General features: G+C 28.5%; 11 protein-coding genes. 8 read left to right on the top strand and 3 right to left on the bottom strand.

What is annotated here, in order from left to right:
- The first annotated feature begins 81 nt into the window (after nucleotides 1–81).
- The 6 genes from ACK2WO_RS08050 to ACK2WO_RS08025 all read left to right on the top strand — a co-directional run bounded on the left by ACK2WO_RS08050 (nucleotide 82) and on the right by ACK2WO_RS08025 (nucleotide 12,625).
- Nucleotides 82–333, top strand: a complete 252-nt coding sequence (locus ACK2WO_RS08050; protein ID WP_006439446.1) for a hypothetical protein — start codon at nucleotides 82–84, stop codon at nucleotides 331–333.
- 137 nt (nucleotides 334–470) lie between these two features.
- Nucleotides 471–3,755 carry an Eco57I restriction-modification methylase domain-containing protein gene (locus ACK2WO_RS08045; RefSeq protein WP_414697375.1) on the top strand — a complete coding sequence of 1,095 codons (3,285 nt, stop codon included), beginning with the start codon at nucleotides 471–473 and terminating at the stop codon, nucleotides 3,753–3,755.
- Nucleotides 3,756–4,707: 952 nt separating this feature from the next.
- The gene (locus ACK2WO_RS08040; protein ID WP_414697374.1) at nucleotides 4,708–8,787 is read left to right on the top strand and encodes a hypothetical protein; all 4,080 of its coding nucleotides are present in this window, start codon (nucleotides 4,708–4,710) and stop codon (nucleotides 8,785–8,787) included.
- The gene (locus ACK2WO_RS08035; RefSeq protein WP_414697373.1) at nucleotides 8,768–10,834 is read left to right on the top strand and encodes a hypothetical protein; all 2,067 of its coding nucleotides are present in this window, start codon (nucleotides 8,768–8,770) and stop codon (nucleotides 10,832–10,834) included. The genes ACK2WO_RS08040 and ACK2WO_RS08035 overlap by 20 nt, the downstream gene beginning before the upstream one ends.
- Before the next feature lie 58 nt (nucleotides 10,835–10,892).
- Nucleotides 10,893–11,147 carry a (2Fe-2S)-binding protein gene (locus tag ACK2WO_RS08030; protein WP_414697372.1) on the top strand — a complete coding sequence of 85 codons (255 nt, stop codon included), beginning with the start codon at nucleotides 10,893–10,895 and terminating at the stop codon, nucleotides 11,145–11,147.
- A 917-nt stretch (nucleotides 11,148–12,064) separates the two neighbouring features.
- Nucleotides 12,065–12,625, top strand: coding sequence for a flavin reductase family protein (locus tag ACK2WO_RS08025; RefSeq protein ID WP_414697371.1), 561 nt, complete (start codon nucleotides 12,065–12,067; stop codon nucleotides 12,623–12,625).
- A gap of 125 nt (nucleotides 12,626–12,750) precedes the next feature.
- Here the strand turns inward: ACK2WO_RS08025 and ACK2WO_RS08020 are convergent, their stop codons facing one another.
- Nucleotides 12,751–13,437 carry a hypothetical protein gene (locus ACK2WO_RS08020; protein ID WP_414697370.1) on the bottom strand — a complete coding sequence of 229 codons (687 nt, stop codon included), beginning with the start codon at nucleotides 13,435–13,437 and terminating at the stop codon, nucleotides 12,751–12,753.
- 232 nt (nucleotides 13,438–13,669) lie between these two features.
- Here ACK2WO_RS08020 and ACK2WO_RS08015 point away from each other — a divergent pair, with 232 nt between their 5' ends.
- Together ACK2WO_RS08015 and lexA are read left to right on the top strand one after the other, a co-directional pair.
- Entirely contained in the window at nucleotides 13,670–14,854 is a 1,185-nt protein-coding gene (locus ACK2WO_RS08015) for a tyrosine-type recombinase/integrase (RefSeq protein ID WP_414697369.1), read from the top strand.
- Nucleotides 14,855–15,056: 202 nt separating this feature from the next.
- Nucleotides 15,057–15,695 (top strand): transcriptional repressor LexA, encoded by a 639-nt coding sequence (lexA, locus tag ACK2WO_RS08010; RefSeq protein WP_414697368.1) that lies wholly within the window; start codon nucleotides 15,057–15,059, stop codon nucleotides 15,693–15,695.
- 241 nt (nucleotides 15,696–15,936) lie between these two features.
- On the opposite strand, the gene ACK2WO_RS08005 is transcribed toward lexA, so the two are convergent.
- Both ACK2WO_RS08005 and ACK2WO_RS08000 read right to left on the bottom strand, forming a co-directional pair.
- Nucleotides 15,937–17,157 carry an MBL fold metallo-hydrolase gene (locus ACK2WO_RS08005; protein ID WP_178413006.1) on the bottom strand — a complete coding sequence of 407 codons (1,221 nt, stop codon included), beginning with the start codon at nucleotides 17,155–17,157 and terminating at the stop codon, nucleotides 15,937–15,939.
- Nucleotides 17,158–17,512: 355 nt separating this feature from the next.
- Nucleotides 17,513–19,213 carry a cell wall-binding repeat-containing protein gene (locus ACK2WO_RS08000; RefSeq protein WP_414697367.1) on the bottom strand — a complete coding sequence of 567 codons (1,701 nt, stop codon included), beginning with the start codon at nucleotides 19,211–19,213 and terminating at the stop codon, nucleotides 17,513–17,515.
- Nucleotides 19,214–19,231: the final 18 nt, after the last annotated feature.

The following is a 19,231-nucleotide window of genomic DNA, read 5'->3' as shown; positions in this document are numbered from 1 at the left end:
TATTTTATGTGTTTTTAGGTTTATTAATCTAAATATGGGTATTATTTTAGTATCAATATTTTGAAAGGTAGGAGAATAGAGATGTTAGAGTATAGATATGATACGCAGCTTTTGATAGACGGAGAAGGTCTTGATGAGGATGCGATAAATGAGTATTTTGAGAGTAATTTTGATGGTGATTGTCTGTTAGCAGTTGGGGATGAGGATATGATTAAGATTCATTTCCATACTAATGAGCCATGGAAGGTGCTTGAGTATTGTTCGACACTTGGTGAGATTTATGATATTGTTGTCGAGGATATGGATAGACAGGCGAGAGGATTAAGAGGATAGGAATAAGTATTTTTGAGATATATAATGATTGTATTTTTAATTCATTTATTATATGATAAAAATAGATTTATATTTTAATAAAATTTAAAATTAATATTTTATTATATATATACTATATATGGAAGGTGATTTATTACATGGAATATGAATGGATGAATAATGGAAAATATTGGATTGATATAGAAAATATACGCTGTTCCATAATGCGTGATTCATTAATTGCAAAAACAGAATCTCAAACAGCAGAGGCTTTTCAACGTCAAATATATTATTTTATTAGAAGTTCAACTGGTATGGAGATTAATTTTAATCAAGAAACACCTATAAAAGGTGGATTAACTCATAATTTTGGAATACTAAAAAATAGAACTTCTGGTAGAGGTAGATTAGATGCTATCGTTAATAACTTAGTTATTGAATATAAGAATCATTCTAAATTAAAAACCGAAATTGAGCAAGAAACAGCTATAAATCAAGTAAAGGATTATTTAAGTTCATTATACAAAAATAATGGTACAAAATATAATGCAATTTTAACTGATGGTATAAAAATTGTATATCTAGGTTATTCTGGGGATTTGCTTGAAGCAACTTCATTTAAAAATATAGAATCTAAAGATATTGATAGAATTATTAAAGCTATTTTAAATAATAATTATAAAAAATTTATTCCTGAAAATATTTTAAAAGATTTTTCAATAGATGAAAATACTGATTCTTTATCTAAAGATTTGGCAATAGATTTGTATAAAAAACTTTCTAATAATCCAACAGATAAAACAAAAATGTTATACTCTGAATGGGAAAGTTTAATGCACTTATCATATGATGATAGTGGAAAAAGTAATGATATTTTAAAGCGTAGAAATACATTATCTCTAATATTTAAAAGTGATATTGATGAGCCTGGAAAAGAATATCAAGCTTTATTTGCTTTACAAACATCATATGCCATAATAGTTAAATTAATTGCTTGTAAAGTAATAGATAAACTTGATTTTGGCAATACTACTAAAAAATATTCTGATTTAACAAAAATAACATCTTATGAACTTCAAGAATTTCTAGAAAAGCTTGAAGATGGTTATATATACAGAAGCAGTAATATAATTAATTTTTTAGAAGGTGATTTCTTCTCTTGGTATTCTAGTAAAGAACAATGGGACTCAAATTTATGGGAAATTATTATGAAAATTATTGAATGCATAGATGAGTATACGACATTTTCATTTGAAATATCATATAAACCTGTTGATATATTTAAAGATTTATATATGAGTATAATTCCAAAATCTGTTAGACATTCTATGGGTGAATACTTTACACCTGCTTGGTTAGCAGATTATGTTGTAACAGAAGCTATACAATTACAGAATAATAAAAACTGGAAAGCTATAGATCCTTGTTGTGGTTCAGGTACATTTATTATAGAATTAATTAAACATATTGTTGGTGAAGTTAATTTATATTCTTTATCTGATGAAGATAAAATTGAAATCAGAGATAAAATTTTAAGCAGTGTATATGGAATAGATATTAATCCATTATCAGTATTGTCTGCTAGAGTTGGTTATTACCTTGCATTAAGACCTTTCGGAAATATTCATGATATAGAAATTCCTATATATTTAGGAGATTCTGCTCTTATTCCTACAAAGGAAATTATAGATAATATAGAATGTTATGAGTATTCTGTTTCTAATAATAAAAAGTCTTTTAATATTTTATTACCCGTTAGATTGGTTCAACAGAAAAATTTTGGCAAAATAATGGCTTCTTTACAAACAGCAGTTAGAACAAATCAAGAAACTATTTTATTTGAAATGATAAAAGGTAATTTATCAGAAGAAGAAAAAAAATCAACAACTTTAATTTCAGCTATTAAAAAAATGTCTTCGGACTTAATTGAATTAAATAAAAATAATTGGGATGGTATCTGGGTTAGAATAGCAACGAATTTTATGCTTATAGCAAGATTATCTAAATTTGATTTGATAGTAGGCAATCCACCATGGGTAAAATGGGAACATCTCCCTTCAAAATATGCTGCTAAAATCAAAAATTTGTGTAATGTAAAACATATATTTTCAACTAGAGGACGTTTTGGCGGAACTCAATTAAATATTTGTGCATTAATTTCAAATGTTACAGCTACAAACTGGTTAAATAAAGAAGGTATATTGGCTTTTTTAATGCCTGATAGTATAATGTCACAAAATTCATATGAAGAGTTTAGATATTTTTATACAGATTATGAAAAAAAAGAACGATTATATTTGCAAAAAATAGATAAATGGGAAAAACCTCTTAAACCTTTCAGTAGTGACGATATTGTTGTTTCACAAGATTTTAATACTTATTACTATTCTTATAATAAAGTTGATTATTCAAAAGGTATTAAAGTAAAAACTATTTCTAGAGCAAAAAATATTACTGATATTGAAATTAATAAAATGTCATCATTTAATGAAGTTGAAAATTATTTAGTTTTTGGGACTAAAAAAGCAGCTCAATTATCAAAAAAAACAAGTGCTTTTTCTTATCTCTCTGATAAATATGATTTTACAAAGATAATAGGAGATTCTAGCTATGAATATAGAACAGGGGTTGAATTTACTCCTCAAGAATTATACATGCTTATAGCGAAAGGAGCATCCGACATACAAAAAAACTATAAATTTACCAATAAAAAGTTTTCTCGCTCAAAATATATTGTTGAGGATACTCCTATCAACGGTTGGGATTTACCAACAAAATATATTTATCCTATTATAACTGGACCTAGAATAGAAGCATTTAAAGCTAATATTTCTAATGAATTTTGTATTATCCCATATGAAGAAACAGATACAAGCAAACCAGTTGATATTGAGACAATGATTACAAAAAATTATTCATTATTTGAATATTTATTAAATCATCAAGATCTTATTAATAGACAATCTGAAAAAAGTAAGCAAATGCGTAGAGGAAATGAATTTTATGCTTTATCAAAAATAGGACCATATACGTTTGCAAAATATTTAGTTGCAGCAAGAGATAATACAAAATTCCGTGCATCTGTCATAAAATATGCTGATACTCCTTGGGGAGAAAAAAAACAATGTATTTGTGTAAAGCATACCATAATAATTAGTAGAACAATCAGTGGTAGATTTATTTCAAAAGATGAAGCATATTATATTAGTGGAATATTAAATAGTGATATTATAATTGAATATATACAAAATACATTTAAAAGTAATGGATATAGCCTTAAAAAAGCACATTTTTATTTGCCAGAGTTTGATAAAAATAATAAACTTCATAAAGAAATTTCTAAATTAGCTAAAAAAGCTTCATTATCTTCTAATAAATGCGAAATTGAAAATATTCAAATTAAATTATCAGAACTATATTTAAAAATGTGCGAATTTAAATAATTTTTAAATTGAAAATAATAAGATATATATAAAAATTCATATATTTCAGTCATTAAAGCATATTATATTCAAAAGTAACTTTTTACAACTTATGTAAAAAGATGAACAATATCCTAATAACTATTATTTATTTACAATTGATGAAATCAATATATGAAATCTGAGCAAAGTATCTGTTAAGTTGTTTATGCTTATAGAAAATGATAAAAGATAAAGTGAAATAGGCTTGTAACAGAAAGAATGTATCTGGTATGCTTTTGTATGCTAGATCTGATTCAACCTGAAAGCAGCTATGTTATTATTGAAAATAGGATAGATATGAGGACTTTGAATCTTAATTGTGATTTACAACACTACAACAGAACTTTCTATGAAGAAAGCTAGATAAATAATGAACAGAGAAGTAGAAGCAAAGTCGTATGAATCAATCGATTAAATATTAGATGAAATTGATATAAAAAACTAAAATATTTACATAGAAAGGGGCAGACATATTATGACTGCCCCTAATATTTTACTATTAAAACAGTTTTGATTGGCTCTGCAAACCTACTATTAATGTGATTTTTTCAGGACTCACAAACCTACTACATAATACAGTTTTGGTCGGATCTGTAAACCTTCTATTATATACAATCAATACCATACACTTCATCATTGTCAACATATAACACTTTCACTAAATACTTTAACCATTAAACTAAATTCTCCTAACCCCATTAAAAACACAATCTTCATCTTACCAATACTTATCCACAATTTTTTTCATTTCATAATAAAATCTATATCAAACTTGTATAAATTCCACCTAAAAATTTCGTATTTTCAAAATAGTGAAAAAATAGCTATTGATTTTTAAAATTTCCATCTGTATAATTTTGCCCTGTAATATTAAAGCGCTTTTAATTACAAATTTTTCTTTTGCCGGCAAAGATTTTAAAGGAGGTAAAATATGCTATATAAATATAAAATAGCTAATACTATGAGAACTATCTCAGAGCCAAAAAATGGAATAACAATTATTCCAAATCCCACAGGAAGTGGAAAATCTTATGAAACAGCTATATTCATAGCGTGGATGCTGATGAATAGCGAACGAAAAATAATCTTCGTAACTACAAGAATAGCGCATCTAAATCGTATAGAAAACGACATCGCTTATCACTTAAAACAAATGGGGGAACACGACAAAATTGAAAAAATAGTACAAATAAAATCATTTGTTAACTGTATCAAACAGAGTTTTCTAAAATTATCAGATGATATTGAAAAAGTAGCTAATAGAAACTCAGAGTTAAAAGAAGTATTTACTGTTTTAAGAAGTGAGCTTATTAGATTGAACATTGAAACAAACAATGCTAAGAATAACCAAGATTCAAACAAAGCTATTATAAAAAGTATAAACGAGCATATCTCTAACTTAGAACCTAAGTTTAGATGGTTATTATCAAAAGAGTTTGCTCAAAGCTATAAGTATAACAAATACGACGAAAATGGGAATCGTGTAAGCAGCTACGATTATATGATGAATAGCGAAGAATGGAAATTTATATCGGAGTTATACCCATCTTCGCAGCATTCTCAGAAACAAGTATTTATAATGACTAGTGCTAAGTTTTTAGAAAAAGATGACCCTATAATCTCAGAAAGATATGATTTTATAAAAGGGGAGCATTTAAAAGATGCAATTGTCATAATAGATGAGGTAGATGCTGTTAAGGAGGATTTTCTTAGAAAAATCTTATCAAACGACTTAAAAAAGAACATAGTAGATACTTTTAAAGTAATTTATAGGACTTTTGAAAATGTTGATGAAATGGATCCAGACACTATAGAGGTTTCTAAGTCTATAGGTAAGATAAAAGCTATTTCAAATAGAAGTAAAGAAATAAAAGAAAAGTACTTCCCTAGTAAATGGGTAGTAAAACTTTTTGAAAAGGATGAGAACGGAGAACTTCAAGAAGCTAATATTATTGATAAGCTGATGAATTTTTATAGTGTTGATAACTACTTTGATACAAATAGAAAGTATGTGTATATTCCTTTTACAGATGATAGAGAAGATCCTGATAATATGACACAGTGTAATATCATAATATCTGAAAATGATTTAGATGATGATATAAAACCTAAAATAACAATGTACAATATAGCGGATTTTATAAGGGAGGTTAACCAGTTTATTAATAGAACATTCTTTGATTTGCGTACCATATCTAATAAATATATGGAAAATGAAAATAAAAGAAATGAATTAAATCCAAGTAAAGAAATTCTTTGGATAAATGAAAAAGATGCAATTTCAACTCTTTTAACGCAGCTTAGTTTTAGTGAAAAGAATGTAGAGTATCTAGTTGGAAAGATTGTAAGTGCTACAGATTTCAAGAACTTTAAAGAAGCTCTTAAATCAAATAATCCTGATACACCTATTGGTAGGGATGTTTACGACAGGGGACTTTGTTACACAAGCATTACCCAAAATTATAGTTCTAGACATTCATATACGTTAGATAATTATGAAATTCAGTATACTCCAGAGCTTATTTTAGCTTATGTAGCATCAAGAGCTCATGTAATAGGCATTTCTGCAACACCAGAAAATCCAGGAATACAAAACTTTTTCTGGAGCTTTATAAAGAAAAAACTAAATAACCTAAATATAAAAGATAATGATGTATATGAAGAAAGAGCTACTATTCATAAATTACAAGGTAAGTTATTAAATATTCTTAAGGAAGATTATTCTGAAAAGACTTATGGATATTTTGATGAGGATGGAAATATCAAGATAGATACATGGATTAAAGGGATAGATTTTGGCAAGGATAACTTTGATCCAGAAAAGAACTTTGCGATGCTGCTAACAGGAAAGAATGATGTTACTAGGTCAGATATTAGAAATTTAATCAATGACCCAAAACTTAGTGAGATAGACGAATTTATAAAGAACATGAAATCTTTAAAAGATAGTTATATTTCAGATGATAAGATGGGAAGTAAGCTTTATGATTATTCTAGACTTATGAAGATATGCCTTTATATACAGTCTGTACTACTTCAATTTAAAGATAAGAATTTTTCAAAAGCAGCTATTTCTAATGGAATCATTATGACTAATAAGTTGATTGATATTTCTAAAGATAGCAATGAAATTTTTTCTCTTAAAAATTTAAAACTTGCTACAACTTGTATTTGTTCTAATGTGTTTAATATCAGTACAAAAGAAGCTAAGAAAATGGCAAATTCAATGTTTATTATAATAAAAGCCGATGATTTAAACTCTGGAAAAGCACAAGAAAAGTTCGACTTTGTAAGAGATAGAATTTTAGAAAATAAGCCAGTATTTATGCTAACTAGTTATCTAAGTGTAAGTAGAGGAAATAACCTTCAAATTAATATCGGTAAAGATGAAGTAAGAAATAGACTAGATGCAGGTGATCTTCTTCCTGTAAATGATTGGCCTACAAGTGGAGATGTGGATTGGGATAGTATATATATGGAAAAACCATCTCATGTAATACCTGATTTAAAGAATGATTTATCATCACTTGATGAAAATAACGATATTATTACTGGTAGGTTAAAACTTTTCCTTACAGTTGAAGAACTTTTTGCTAGAGGAGATATAAATAAACACAAGAAGAATGATATTTTAAAAGAGGTTTTTGATTATCTTGAAAGTGGATATGCTGAAAAGTTAAATGCACGTTTAAAAAATTATAATGATATTTATCGTCTATTTAGTGTAAAAACAGATTATACAACAATAGTTTATCAGACTATGGGTAGAATAGTTAGAACAAGCGTTAAAAAGCCTTGTAATGCTATTTTCTATGATGTTGATATGTTAGAACATATTATTACAGATACAGATAAATTAAACCTCCCTATTATTACAAATGAATTCGATAGATTTTTATCTCATGTAAAGAAAGAAGTCACAAGTATTTTCAAAAGTGCTCTTGAAAATAGTAATTTAGAGTTTAGAAGAAAGAACAGAGATGTTTATCTAGCAATTAATGATATATTAACTGCTGGAAATGGAGATTTTGGATGGGATAAAGATTTACAGCAGCTTTGGGAGTTTTTAAGAGAAACTGTTTTGAAATATCCTGTAATTTCTAAAAAGGAATTGAAAAAAGTACAGGAAGAATATAACTCTTTAAAATTTGCCTCTCAACTGAAATTAAATATTGAAGATTTATACTTAGATTTTAAGAAAACGGTAAAAGATGATGTTAAATACTTCTATGCACCGTATTCAAGCGATCCTTTTGGCTCAAATTCTAATAAGTATTTTAATGATTTTGAAGATGTTATAATTCATTCTAAGTTATCTAACAATAGACCAAATAGGCTTTTAAAGTTTGAAGTTTCTCTAGAAGATTGCAGGCTTTCTAAACTACTTAAAAATAGAGTAGTTAGAGAGCATTGGACTAAAAATAAGTTTAATTCTAATTGGAAACTTAAAAAAGGCGAGAGATTCTACGGTGTGATTTCTCCTATCGTATACAATAATATTTACAAAGGTGCAATTGGAGAAGAAGTTGCAAAATCACTATTTAAGGAAAATGATATAGATATAGAGCCTATAAGCGATCCAAAATCATACGAAAAGTTTGATTTCTTAATTAAAAATAACGATAAAAAGGTTTATGTAGATGCTAAGAACTTTAGCGATTATAGTATGATTATGGATTTTGCTAATAAAGATTTACTGAAAAAGACTAAAGAAAAAGCTCGTAAGTTGGATGCTGATGCAATTATCTTAGTGAACCTTATAGATGAGTACGGAAAGAGAAATCCTGTTGAATTTTTGGTTAGTAGGGATAGTTCTAATAACGAAGATAATGGTAAGCCAATTAAGTTTATATCATTCCCTGGTATATTCTATATGAATATTTCAAATCAATTAGATTTAAGTAGAGATAGGGAAGGAAACACTATTTTCTATAAGATTAAAGATATTATTGATAATTTAGTTGAAGATGATGTTAATCAGGAGGTTTGTTATGTTGAAGAAGAAAAATAGTTTTTTAGAGAAATATTTTAAAGACTATGCGGAGTCTGATTTTTATTTAAATGAGATAGATTACAATCTTTTTGACGTTGAGAAGTTTAATGAAAGATTTAAGATAGTTAAGATAACTTATGATAAGTTAGACGATGAAGGTAATCCTAAGTATCTTTCTTTTAAGTCTAGATTATTTGCAGATCTTATTGAAAAAGAAAAGATTCTTTCTGTTAGTTATATTGGTGGAAGTTCGGTTTTTATTCTACTAAATAGAAAGTCTGATTTTGATTGGTATGATTTAGCTGATTATTTGGAAGAAAGAGATCCTAATTTTGAAAGAGAGTATTATTCTTATGAGTTTGTAGAAATCAAACCTATGGATGTATATCATAAGATGCAGCTTTTAAACGAAAGAAGAGTAGCTGCTAATAAGAAGTCATTTTGTTATTATGATGATATAGAGAATAGAAGGTTGATGGACACTGTTTATAGGTTATTACTTAATGCTCTTGCAAGAAAGAAGGGTTCTGAGTTTGATGATGGTGTGTCTAATGTCGATGGGCAGCTTTATCTGTATGTTGATAGAGATCGTACATATATAAGAACTCTTAATGTAACTGCTAAAGATGGATTATTAGATTTTAAGGTTGTTACCTTTAAAAAGTATGAGCCTAAAAATGATAATGTTACTGAAAAGGATAATGTTACTGAAGAAGATGATAATTCAGATAAAAATGCTGATAAGGAAAATTCAGATAAATCAAAGAAACCTTTAGATAAGTATAAACTTATATGTGGTACAAATGATTCAGTAAAATTAGAACGTTGCTTTGAGCCTTTTGACAAGTCTGATAAGATATTTATTCAGAAATCTAAGCCAAATAGCAGACATGTTGTTCATTTTGATAATCTTAGTTTAAATGAAAAGAAAGCTAATAAGATAGAGATTATACACAATTTAATAGATGACTTTAATCATGAATATAAAGGTATTTCAGAGTTAGGATTTATTAAAAGAGATTTAAGGTTTAAGGTAATTAGACATAATAATGTAGCTAAAAAAGATGCTTGTTTAGACTATAAGACTTTAGAATCTATAAATGTTGTAGCATGGGATGACGTTGATATTGATTCTAAAGACGCAGATATTTTTTTAAATAATTTAAAAAGACCAGAATTTGAGTTAAATGTTTCTGATATTACTAGGGAATTAAATCCTAATATACCAAATATAGTTATAATTCAAGACGCACAGTATTATGAAGATAGTAAAAAAAGAGATACAAAACTAGATATACCAACAAATATTCTTCATCAATGTGTTACGGTCAATAATATAAGAAAGTCTGGAGATTCTATTGTAAGAAAGTTACTTAGTGAACTTTATATAAAAAAAGACCTTATTAATAGAAATATTGCTAAATGGTCTTTTGGAGAATATGAATTTTATTTAGGTATGAAAATTAAAATTAGAAAAGACGAGTATAAAGAACTACATTGTATAATGAAAATTGATGCAGCTGGTAATTTTGAGTTTATAGATGAAAAATCAATGATAGATGAAATTTATACTCTAGAACTTGGTAAGTTTAAGAGAACAGGTAATATTTGTATTATCAAAAAAGGAGATAAAATAAATGAAATAGAGGAGATGGACTATATACTAATGCCTGAAAAAGATGCTGTTGAAAGTTTAGATAATGAATCTATTGAAAGAGGTATTAAATCTAGGTCTAGATGCAGAGAAGATTTGGATAAAAAATTAGTTTATCCTTACCAAGACAAGATAGTTTTCATGCTTAATGATGATATTCATTATTCTATTGGGAAATCAAATTATGCAATGCAATCTAATTTAGACAAATTAAATAGAGTTTATAGAATTATTTCCTTAAATGATAAACTTGATACTGATTCAAAATATATCCTAGAAATTATTGATATGCTAGATAATTTCCATGTAAGAAGCAATAACTCCGAAAGTGTTAGACCATACCCATTTAAGTACATTCTAGAATACTTAAGAATGAAATATCCTGACATAAAAGATAAAATACGCTTCTAAAGAAACTCTTTAAGCAGCTGTTGACTTCCATGTTATAATAGAATCATACAACTATAACTTGGAGGTCATAATGAATAACGAAATAATTTGTTACTGCTCAAATACAACAAGAGCGGACATCATAAAAGCATTAGATAACGGAGCGAAAACTCTTAAAGACATACAAAATACTACAGGAGCATGCACAAAAGGGCTATGCAAAGAAATGAATCCAAAAGGGGTTTGATGTTCAAAAGACATAATGCAAGTTATTGCAGATTACAACGACATGAACAAGAAAAAAGTTTATAAAAAATTAAACCTTACAATTTAATTCCAAAATCAATGGTTTAAAAATAGGGTATAGCGACCTATAAAATGGTTGCTCTTTTTATTTTCTTCATCTATAAACAAAACATTATAAATCCAAATAAAAAATGCCTGGTCTTTACTCATCAATCTGTAAAGAACCAGGCTATTTTCGATTATAATTTTCCGTATACATTTATTTTTCCTCTTCATTTTCTCGGATTAAACCGATTATTTAATAAAAATATAACAACTATAATATCTAAAAAAACAAATTAAACTGCTTTAGCCATTAAATACATAGCTGGGAATATTATTAGTGCTGAACATATAACTTTTGCTGATAATGCTAACATTTTAGTACCTCCTTATGAATCAAATCTAACTTCTTATTTCATATTACATATATATTATAGCAAGTACTTTCAAAAAACGCAAGATTGTTTTTTGTAAATTTCATTTTTTGAATATTTAATAAAAAAGAGAAATTGTTTAGATACTGTATACAATCCGTTTACCATTTGAATTTAAAATAATCTTTATAAACGTTTAAATTTAAAGCTTTAATTAGATTTAACAAAAAATAAAATTCATCATAAATTCATAAATATTCTCGAAAAAATTCCAATTAAAAGTGTATGCAATATTTGTCAGAATATATCAGTTTTTTGAATAATCATTTCAAAATGATTTATTTAATGAAAGAGAGGATTCATTTACTATCACTTTTTGAAAGTGGTTTATAAAATATCCCATAATTTTATAACTTTCAAACAATTAAGAAATTAATTTTAACGAGGATTATTATATACTCTATAATTTTTTTAATATACATTATAAATACATTAAATATAATTATAAAATTCAAAATAATAAAAAGGAGTTAGCTTATTTTTATAGAAATAGAATATAGTAATAAATTTATAACAAGGGGGAATTTTTATGAGAAAAAATTTTGGTTCTAATCCTTTTATGTATCCAATGCCGGTACTTATAATAGGAACTTATAATGATGATGGTACAGCAAACGCTATGAATGCTGCATGGGGAGGTATTTCAGCTCAGAATAAGATAACTATATGTGTTAGTCCTGGACATAAAACAATGGAAAATATCAAGGCTAAGAAGGCTTTTACTGTTAGTATGGCCGATGCAGATCATGTTGTTGAAGCCGATTTTGTAGGAGTTGTTTCTGGAAACAAAGTAGATAACAAACTTGATAAAGCAGGACTTCATACTTTTAAGAGTGAGCTTGTAGATGCTCCTATAATAGAAGAGTTCCCATTTACTTTAGAGTGTAAACTAGATAGATATGATGACGAATCTAAGCTTTTATTTGGTGAAATCGTCAATGTATCTGCTGATGAAAGAATTTTAGACGAAAATGGAAAGGTTGATTTAGCTAAGCTAAAACCAATTACATTTGATCCTGTAGGACATGGATACCATGTAGTTGGTGAAAAGGTTGGAAATGCATTTTCTGATGGAAATAAATTAAAATAATTATATACTGTGAGAAACCGTTCTGAAAAGAGCGGTTTTTCTATAACATCTAACTATTCATTAAATGTATATTTTCGGAATAGTTAGATAAGAAATAAAAAAAGACCTCTCTCAAGGTCTTAATTTTACTCATTATATAGTCCTTCTTTTATAATCACATTATTAGATCCACAGTTCTGGCAAGAAAGCTCATTTTTCTCAAATGCATCAGAAAGACATCCTTTATATACATTCATAGGTGTCTCGCATTTTGGACAACTATATTTACACTCATATTTGCTATCTGCTGTTTCTACATGTGTATAGAATCCAGCCTCATACTTATTACAATTAGGACATTTAAATAATGTATGTCCAAATCTTTTCCCTTCAAAAAGAACCCATTTTTCATTAAAAGCCTGTTCAATTGATTCGGCATCACCAGATTCAACTATATCCTTTAATTTATTAAATCCTTCTACATACTTCCAATAAAATGTTTCTGCAACAAATTTAAACTTAGAATTCTTATTTTTTCTTTCTTTATCCTGTATTTCTATCTGTTCAGCTAAATCGTCTAATTTTTTCTTTAAATACTTGGTTTTGAAATCTAAGTCATACTTTATTTCAGAAAAGCATCCATAATCGTCGATATTTATCTCTGAGTTGTTTTCTATATTACTTAAAAGTAATTTAAGCTGCTCATGAGCTTTTTCTCCGTACTCATTTTTAAAAATATTATCAAAGTCACTAAAACTTTCTTTATTTGTCCCGAAAAAACATGAAAAAGTCTTTCCACAATCCTGACAAATCATATCTTCAGTAAATCCCATAATTTCCTCCTCTTTTAGATTGTTTAAAAATTAATTATCATTTAAAGTTAAATTATAACATAAAATAAGTTATTATTGCGTTTTAAATATTAAATTTTTATATCCTAATTAAATCTACATCCTAATTCTATCTTAATTAAATTTCTACCTTAATTAAATCAATTAAATCTTAAATTCTTCTTTCTTAATCTAAACAACTTCTATATAATTATAAATATAGGAGGTTTTACTTATGAAAATACACAATAAATCGAGCCGTCCTGATAACATTGTAATTAGAGATAATAAAAAGGTTGAAAAATGCCTTGAAATACAATCGCAGCTCCCAGATTTTATGAAAGATTATTTTATATACCTTAAAGGATCTGTTTCTGTATCAAGTAGGCTTGCATATCTTGAGGATATTTTATTTTTCTGCCATTATCTTGTTGAAACGGCTGAACATACATCTGCAAAAATTACTCACGACATCACTTTAGAGGAATTCTCTGAGATTAAAGCTAGAGACGTAAATCTATTCCTCGGTGAATATTGTAGTAGATATTATAAAGAAATTGGCAATACAACTATGGTATTTGAGAATAATAATCGTGCGCTTGCCAGAAAAAAATCATCTCTCTCTACTCTGTTTAAATTCCTTTATAGGAATGAGCAGCTTAAAGAGAATATAACCGATGGCTTTAACCCAATAAAGCTCCCTAAACCGCAACCAGATGCTATAAAAAGGCTTGAGATTGATGAGGTCGCAGTTATGTTAGATGCTGTAGAAACTGGTGAGGGACTTACTGAGAAAGAAAAAGTTTATTGGAAAAAGACTAAGCTTAGGGATAAGGCAATTCTAGCGCTATTTGTTACTTATGGACTTAGATTAAATGAGCTTAGAGAGCTTAATATTTCTTCTTTTAACTTCTCTCGTGGTGAGTTTACTATATTTAGAAAAAGGGGCAAGGAAGTTTTAATGCCTATTAATAAAACTTGTGAGCATGTTGTTTTGGATTATATTAATAATGAAAGACCTCAGAGTGAGGATATTCCCGAAGAACACAGAGATGCATTATTCTTATCCCTTCAGAAAAAAAGGATGACAGAAAGAGCTATCACTTCCCTAGTTAAAAAGTACACTTCTATATCTATGTGTACAACTAGGGATAAAGGATACAGCCCTCATAAGCTAAGAGCAACTGCGGCTACTTCTCTAATCCAAAATGGCTTTACAATATACGATGTTCAAAACTTACTTGACCACGACAATGTAACGACAACGCAGCTTTATGCAGCTCATAAAAAACACGTTAAACGAGATATAGTGAAGAACTTTGAATGGCTAGATGATGATAAAAACGATGGAATAATAGATGAAGATTTTGAAAGTTTAATTGATGAAGAAAACGATACTGACGATATTCTTGGCAAATAGATGATAACTCTGAAAAACAAAAAACGAACACTTGCTCGACGAATAAATGTTTGTATCCTACTGTTAAATATGATATTATATAGTTATAAATAATAAAATTTTTGACTTTATTAAGCAAATAATTAGCTATGTTCCATTCAATAAAAATAAGTTAAGATATTGAGTTAAATAAAGCGATTAAATAAAGAAATGAGGAATTAGTATGTATTCAAATTTAACAGACAAACAAATAGCGATACTAGAGTTCATAAAATCCGAAATTTCTAAGAAGGGTTATCCACCTGCTGTTAGAGAGATTTGTGATGCGGTAAATTTAAGATCTACATCTACTGTTCATTCTCATCTAAATAAATTAGAAAAATTAGGATATATAAGAAAAGACCCTACTAAGCCAAGAGCTATCGAGGTTCTGGATAAAGCTAGGGATGATGACGATGTTATGGGATTACACCAGGAAATGATAAATCTTCCTCTTATAGGTCAGATAACTGCCGGTGAGCCTATATTTGCTGAGCAGAATATAGAGGAATATATTCCACTACCAGCGTCTCTTGTTAGCGGAAAGGATAATTTTGTTCTTAGAGTAAAGGGAGATAGTATGGTAAATGCGGGTATATTAAATGGAGACTATGTAGTTGTAGATAAGAAAAATACAGCTGCAAATGGTCGAATGGTAGCTGCATTAGTAGAAAATGAAAAAGCTACTGTTAAAACTTTCTACAAAGAAGACGGTAAAATAAGATTACAGCCAGAAAATGACTTTATGGAACCTTTCATATTTGAAGATGCTCAGGTTCAGATAATTGGTATTGTAACTGGTGTATTTAGAGTCTTAAAATAATTTACAATTTAATAATTTAATTTTCACTTATAAATTATCAAAATCTTAGACTTTAGATATATTTAATTGAATAATTGAAAATATTTAAAATGCAATAAAAAAGTACTCCGATTAAACTTGGAGTACTTTTTCTTTTAAACAAACATTCTTTATCTAAATAGTTAAATAATAATTTTTTCCCTTTTGAATTTTTGAAATTAAGTTTTATCTCTTTTGATTTTATACCTTTTTAGTTTAAGTGCTATCTTCCTTCACATCTTTTACAAAGTCTTGGTTTTCCACTATCTGAAATAGTTCCAGACAATACATTCTTGCTCTTCCGTAGCCCAGAACAATCTCTGTATTTATGGTACACCTTGCCATTTTTAGTCCAAAATACTGTCTTTAAATTATCAGAACCATCTGATGAGTTAGATTCAGAATAACTAGATTCATATGAAGAATCTGATGAATATTCATCTACAGAATTGCTGCCTGGATTATAATCTCCCTTTTTAGAATTTGTAGTAATACCATTTCCACTAGATGTAAATAAAAGGTCTCCGCTTTCATCCGTTCTGTATACGTCTATCCCCCTATCTTTAAGCTTCTGCATAGTCTCTCTGTGAGGATGTCCGTATTTGTTATTTCTTCCACATAAAATAACCGCATACTCTGGATTTGTCTTACTTAAAAATGTATCTGTTGTACTGCTGTGAGAACCGTGATGTCCTAATTTCAATAGGTCTACATCTGGAACCTTATTTAAAATTTCGTATTCAACCTCTTCCTCGGCATCCCCCATAAATAGCATCTTGTCATTTCCATGAGTTAAAAGAACAACTAATGACTCATTATTAGTAGTGCTGCCTCCATTAGTATTGAAAACTTCAAAATAAGAATTCTTTAGCTTAAATTTTTTACCCTCTAAAGGTACTGAAGGATTCAAGCCTTTGTCTGAAAGTGCCATGATAAAGTCTCTATATGTACGAGTATCTGCATCGCCATTAGAAACAAATGCATTCTCTACCTTACATTTCTTAACGACTGCATCCAGCCCACCAGCATGGTCTGCATGAGCATGAGTAGATATAAGATATTTAATATCCTTTACTCCCCGTCCATTTAAATAATTTACAACTGACCTTTCATCGTCGTTGTCCCCAGCATCGATAAGCATAGCTACTCCTCCATCATCTATTAGAATCGCATCGCTATTTCCTGTATCGATAAAGTGAATTTGTACATCACCATCAGACAATGTGTCGTTATTCGACCGAGACTTATCGCTCTGATCTTCTGCCGTATCAGATGCCGAATTTGATGCATCATTATCTGAAGATGAAATACTTGTTGATGAACTCGAATTATTAGATGAGCTTGAATCATCTTCTGTGTTATTCGATGAACATCCTGTGAATGTCATTGAAATCGATAATACCCCAGCAAGTATAATACCGATAAATTTAGATCTCAAATTCATATTGCCCTCCTTTATGTACTTTTAAATTTCCTGTGTTTTTGTTTAGATACTTGGATAATTTAATTAAGCTACCAAAAAATTAATTATCCAGTTAAATTTATATTATTAACAGATACTCTTACTATTATACCAATAAATTCATCTTTTGTGAAATTTTATAATAATTAATTACTAATTAAGCAAAATATAGAATGTATTTATGAATTTTGTTATAAAAAATATTTTAAATCATTATAATTTAAATCCTTATAATTTTTTTAACAACTAATTTATTTTTTAAGTAAAAAAAGCTGCTACAAAAGTAAAGATTTTGTAACAGCTTTATATATCCTATTTTTCCTATTTTTTAGGAGTGTTATCTTTTAGTTCCTAAAAGTTCTTTTAAGTTATCTATTACTGAAGCTTTAACTCCTCCACCAGACTGATAAACTTTTTCTGTCTTTTTGCCAGTTAATGCAGATTTCTGAGCTGAGCTTAATGAATTTTTAGCTATTACAACAGGCATATCGTTTTTAGCTGCAAAACTTCCTACTGTAAGAGCATCGACTATCACATCGTCCTTAGCAACAACTACACCATTTAACTTGCTGCTAGTGTAGAATTTTTCAATTACTTCCGCATTTGTATCTTTTCTATTCTGCCCAGCAACTCTGTTTTTACTTACATCCGCTGAAACTACTTTATCAATCTGTTTTATAACAGAATTTGATATTTTCTTTTCGCCACCTATAAAGTAAGCATTTTTAACATTTTCTGATTTTATAAAGTTGTAAGTATTTGTATCTACCTTATTTACATTTGTAAGAAGTATTGGAGCTTTATCTCTACCCGCAACTGATGCTATTGATAATGCATCGACTTCTCCTGTACCACTACTTATGTATACTTTATTTACATCAGCTATTTTGTCTATCTGTTTAGCTATTGCAAGAGATGTTTCGTATCTTGTTTTTCCACCTATACGAGAAACAGTTGCTTTTGTATTGTTCTTTATACTCTTAACAACACTTTCTGGCATTGATGTTGTTCCACCGATTACGTATACATTTGTAGGATTTAAACGTTTTAACTCACTTATTGTGCTAGAAGGAAGTTTTCCGTTATTTGATAGTAGTACTGGTGCATTTTTGATGCTTGCGAATGGTGTAGCTGATAGCCCATCGACTATGTTCTTTTCGTTTCCGTTTACGATTACTACATTTTTCGCTCCAGATGTCCATCCTGTTTTACTTATTTTTGTTGATGTTTCGTATCTATCTGATCCTGACATACTGAATAGCTGTACGTTGTGTTCTGTTGGTTTTTCTTCTTCTTCAGGTTTTTCAGGTTTTGAAGTTCCTCCGCCAGTAGAGCCACCTGTATTGTCGTTGTCTCCTGGTTTTTCTGGCTCTTCAGGTTTTTCTGTTTCTCCTTCAGAACCTCCACCTGATTCTCCTCCGCCAGCGCCACCGCCTTCTGGGTCTGGCTCTGGATCTGGTTTTGGATCTGGATTTTTATTTTCTACATCCTTAGTTAAAAGAATTTCTTTAAAAATAGATTCATCCTTTTCATTTGATTCTATTTTTTTAGATGAATTTCCATTTGTGTCGACAAGATCTACATCTATATTGCTTATTTTATATTCATCACCTTTAGATGCAGAGATTACACTAAATGTACCTATATTTAAAACTCCGCCACTAATTAAATCATTATCAGAGGTTACAGCTACTTTTATAATTGTTTTATTTCCATCTTTTTCAACCTTTACCATTTTCATAGGATTAGATGATTTTATCTTTGTTGGAATAGAAAAACTTTTTTCATTAAATGCAACATTACCTTTAGTTTCAATTTCTAAAGTAACATAAAATCCTGTTGTTGAATCTGAATTTTCAACTTTTATATTAAAATAACTTCCATCATCTTCTTTTAAAACTTTTAATACTCTTCCTATACTTTCTTCAGTTTTATTATCCTGAGAACCTTCATTATTATTTGCCATAACAGCTATACAACTAGAAGCCAGTACTGTAGAAAGTACTACAGAACTTATCATTTTATTCGATTTTTTCATAATACCTCCGTTATACCT

Source organism: Peptacetobacter sp. AB845 (assembly GCF_047528295.1).
In the GTDB taxonomy this organism is placed as follows: domain Bacteria; phylum Bacillota; class Clostridia; order Peptostreptococcales; family Peptostreptococcaceae; genus Peptacetobacter.
The sequence above is the reverse complement of the archived record's forward strand: the minus strand, read 5'-3'. Positions and strand labels throughout refer to the sequence as shown.

Bases quoted from the DNA above. Each gene is read 5' to 3' on its own strand.
- ACK2WO_RS08050 (WP_006439446.1), top strand. From the start codon at position 82: ATGTTAGAGTATAGATATGATACGCAGCTTTTGATAGACGGAGAAGGT.
- ACK2WO_RS08045 (WP_414697375.1), top strand. From the start codon at position 471: ATGGAATATGAATGGATGAATAATGGAAAATATTGGATTGATATAGAA.
- ACK2WO_RS08040 (WP_414697374.1), top strand. From the start codon at position 4,708: ATGCTATATAAATATAAAATAGCTAATACTATGAGAACTATCTCAGAG.
- ACK2WO_RS08035 (WP_414697373.1), top strand. From the start codon at position 8,768: ATGTTGAAGAAGAAAAATAGTTTTTTAGAGAAATATTTTAAAGACTAT.
- ACK2WO_RS08025 (WP_414697371.1), top strand. From the start codon at position 12,065: ATGAGAAAAAATTTTGGTTCTAATCCTTTTATGTATCCAATGCCGGTA.
- ACK2WO_RS08020 (WP_414697370.1), bottom strand. From the start codon at position 13,437: ATGGGATTTACTGAAGATATGATTTGTCAGGATTGTGGAAAGACTTTT.
- ACK2WO_RS08015 (WP_414697369.1), top strand. From the start codon at position 13,670: ATGAAAATACACAATAAATCGAGCCGTCCTGATAACATTGTAATTAGA.
- lexA (WP_414697368.1), top strand. From the start codon at position 15,057: ATGTATTCAAATTTAACAGACAAACAAATAGCGATACTAGAGTTCATA.
- ACK2WO_RS08005 (WP_178413006.1), bottom strand. From the start codon at position 17,157: ATGAATTTGAGATCTAAATTTATCGGTATTATACTTGCTGGGGTATTA.
- ACK2WO_RS08000 (WP_414697367.1), bottom strand. From the start codon at position 19,213: ATGAAAAAATCGAATAAAATGATAAGTTCTGTAGTACTTTCTACAGTA.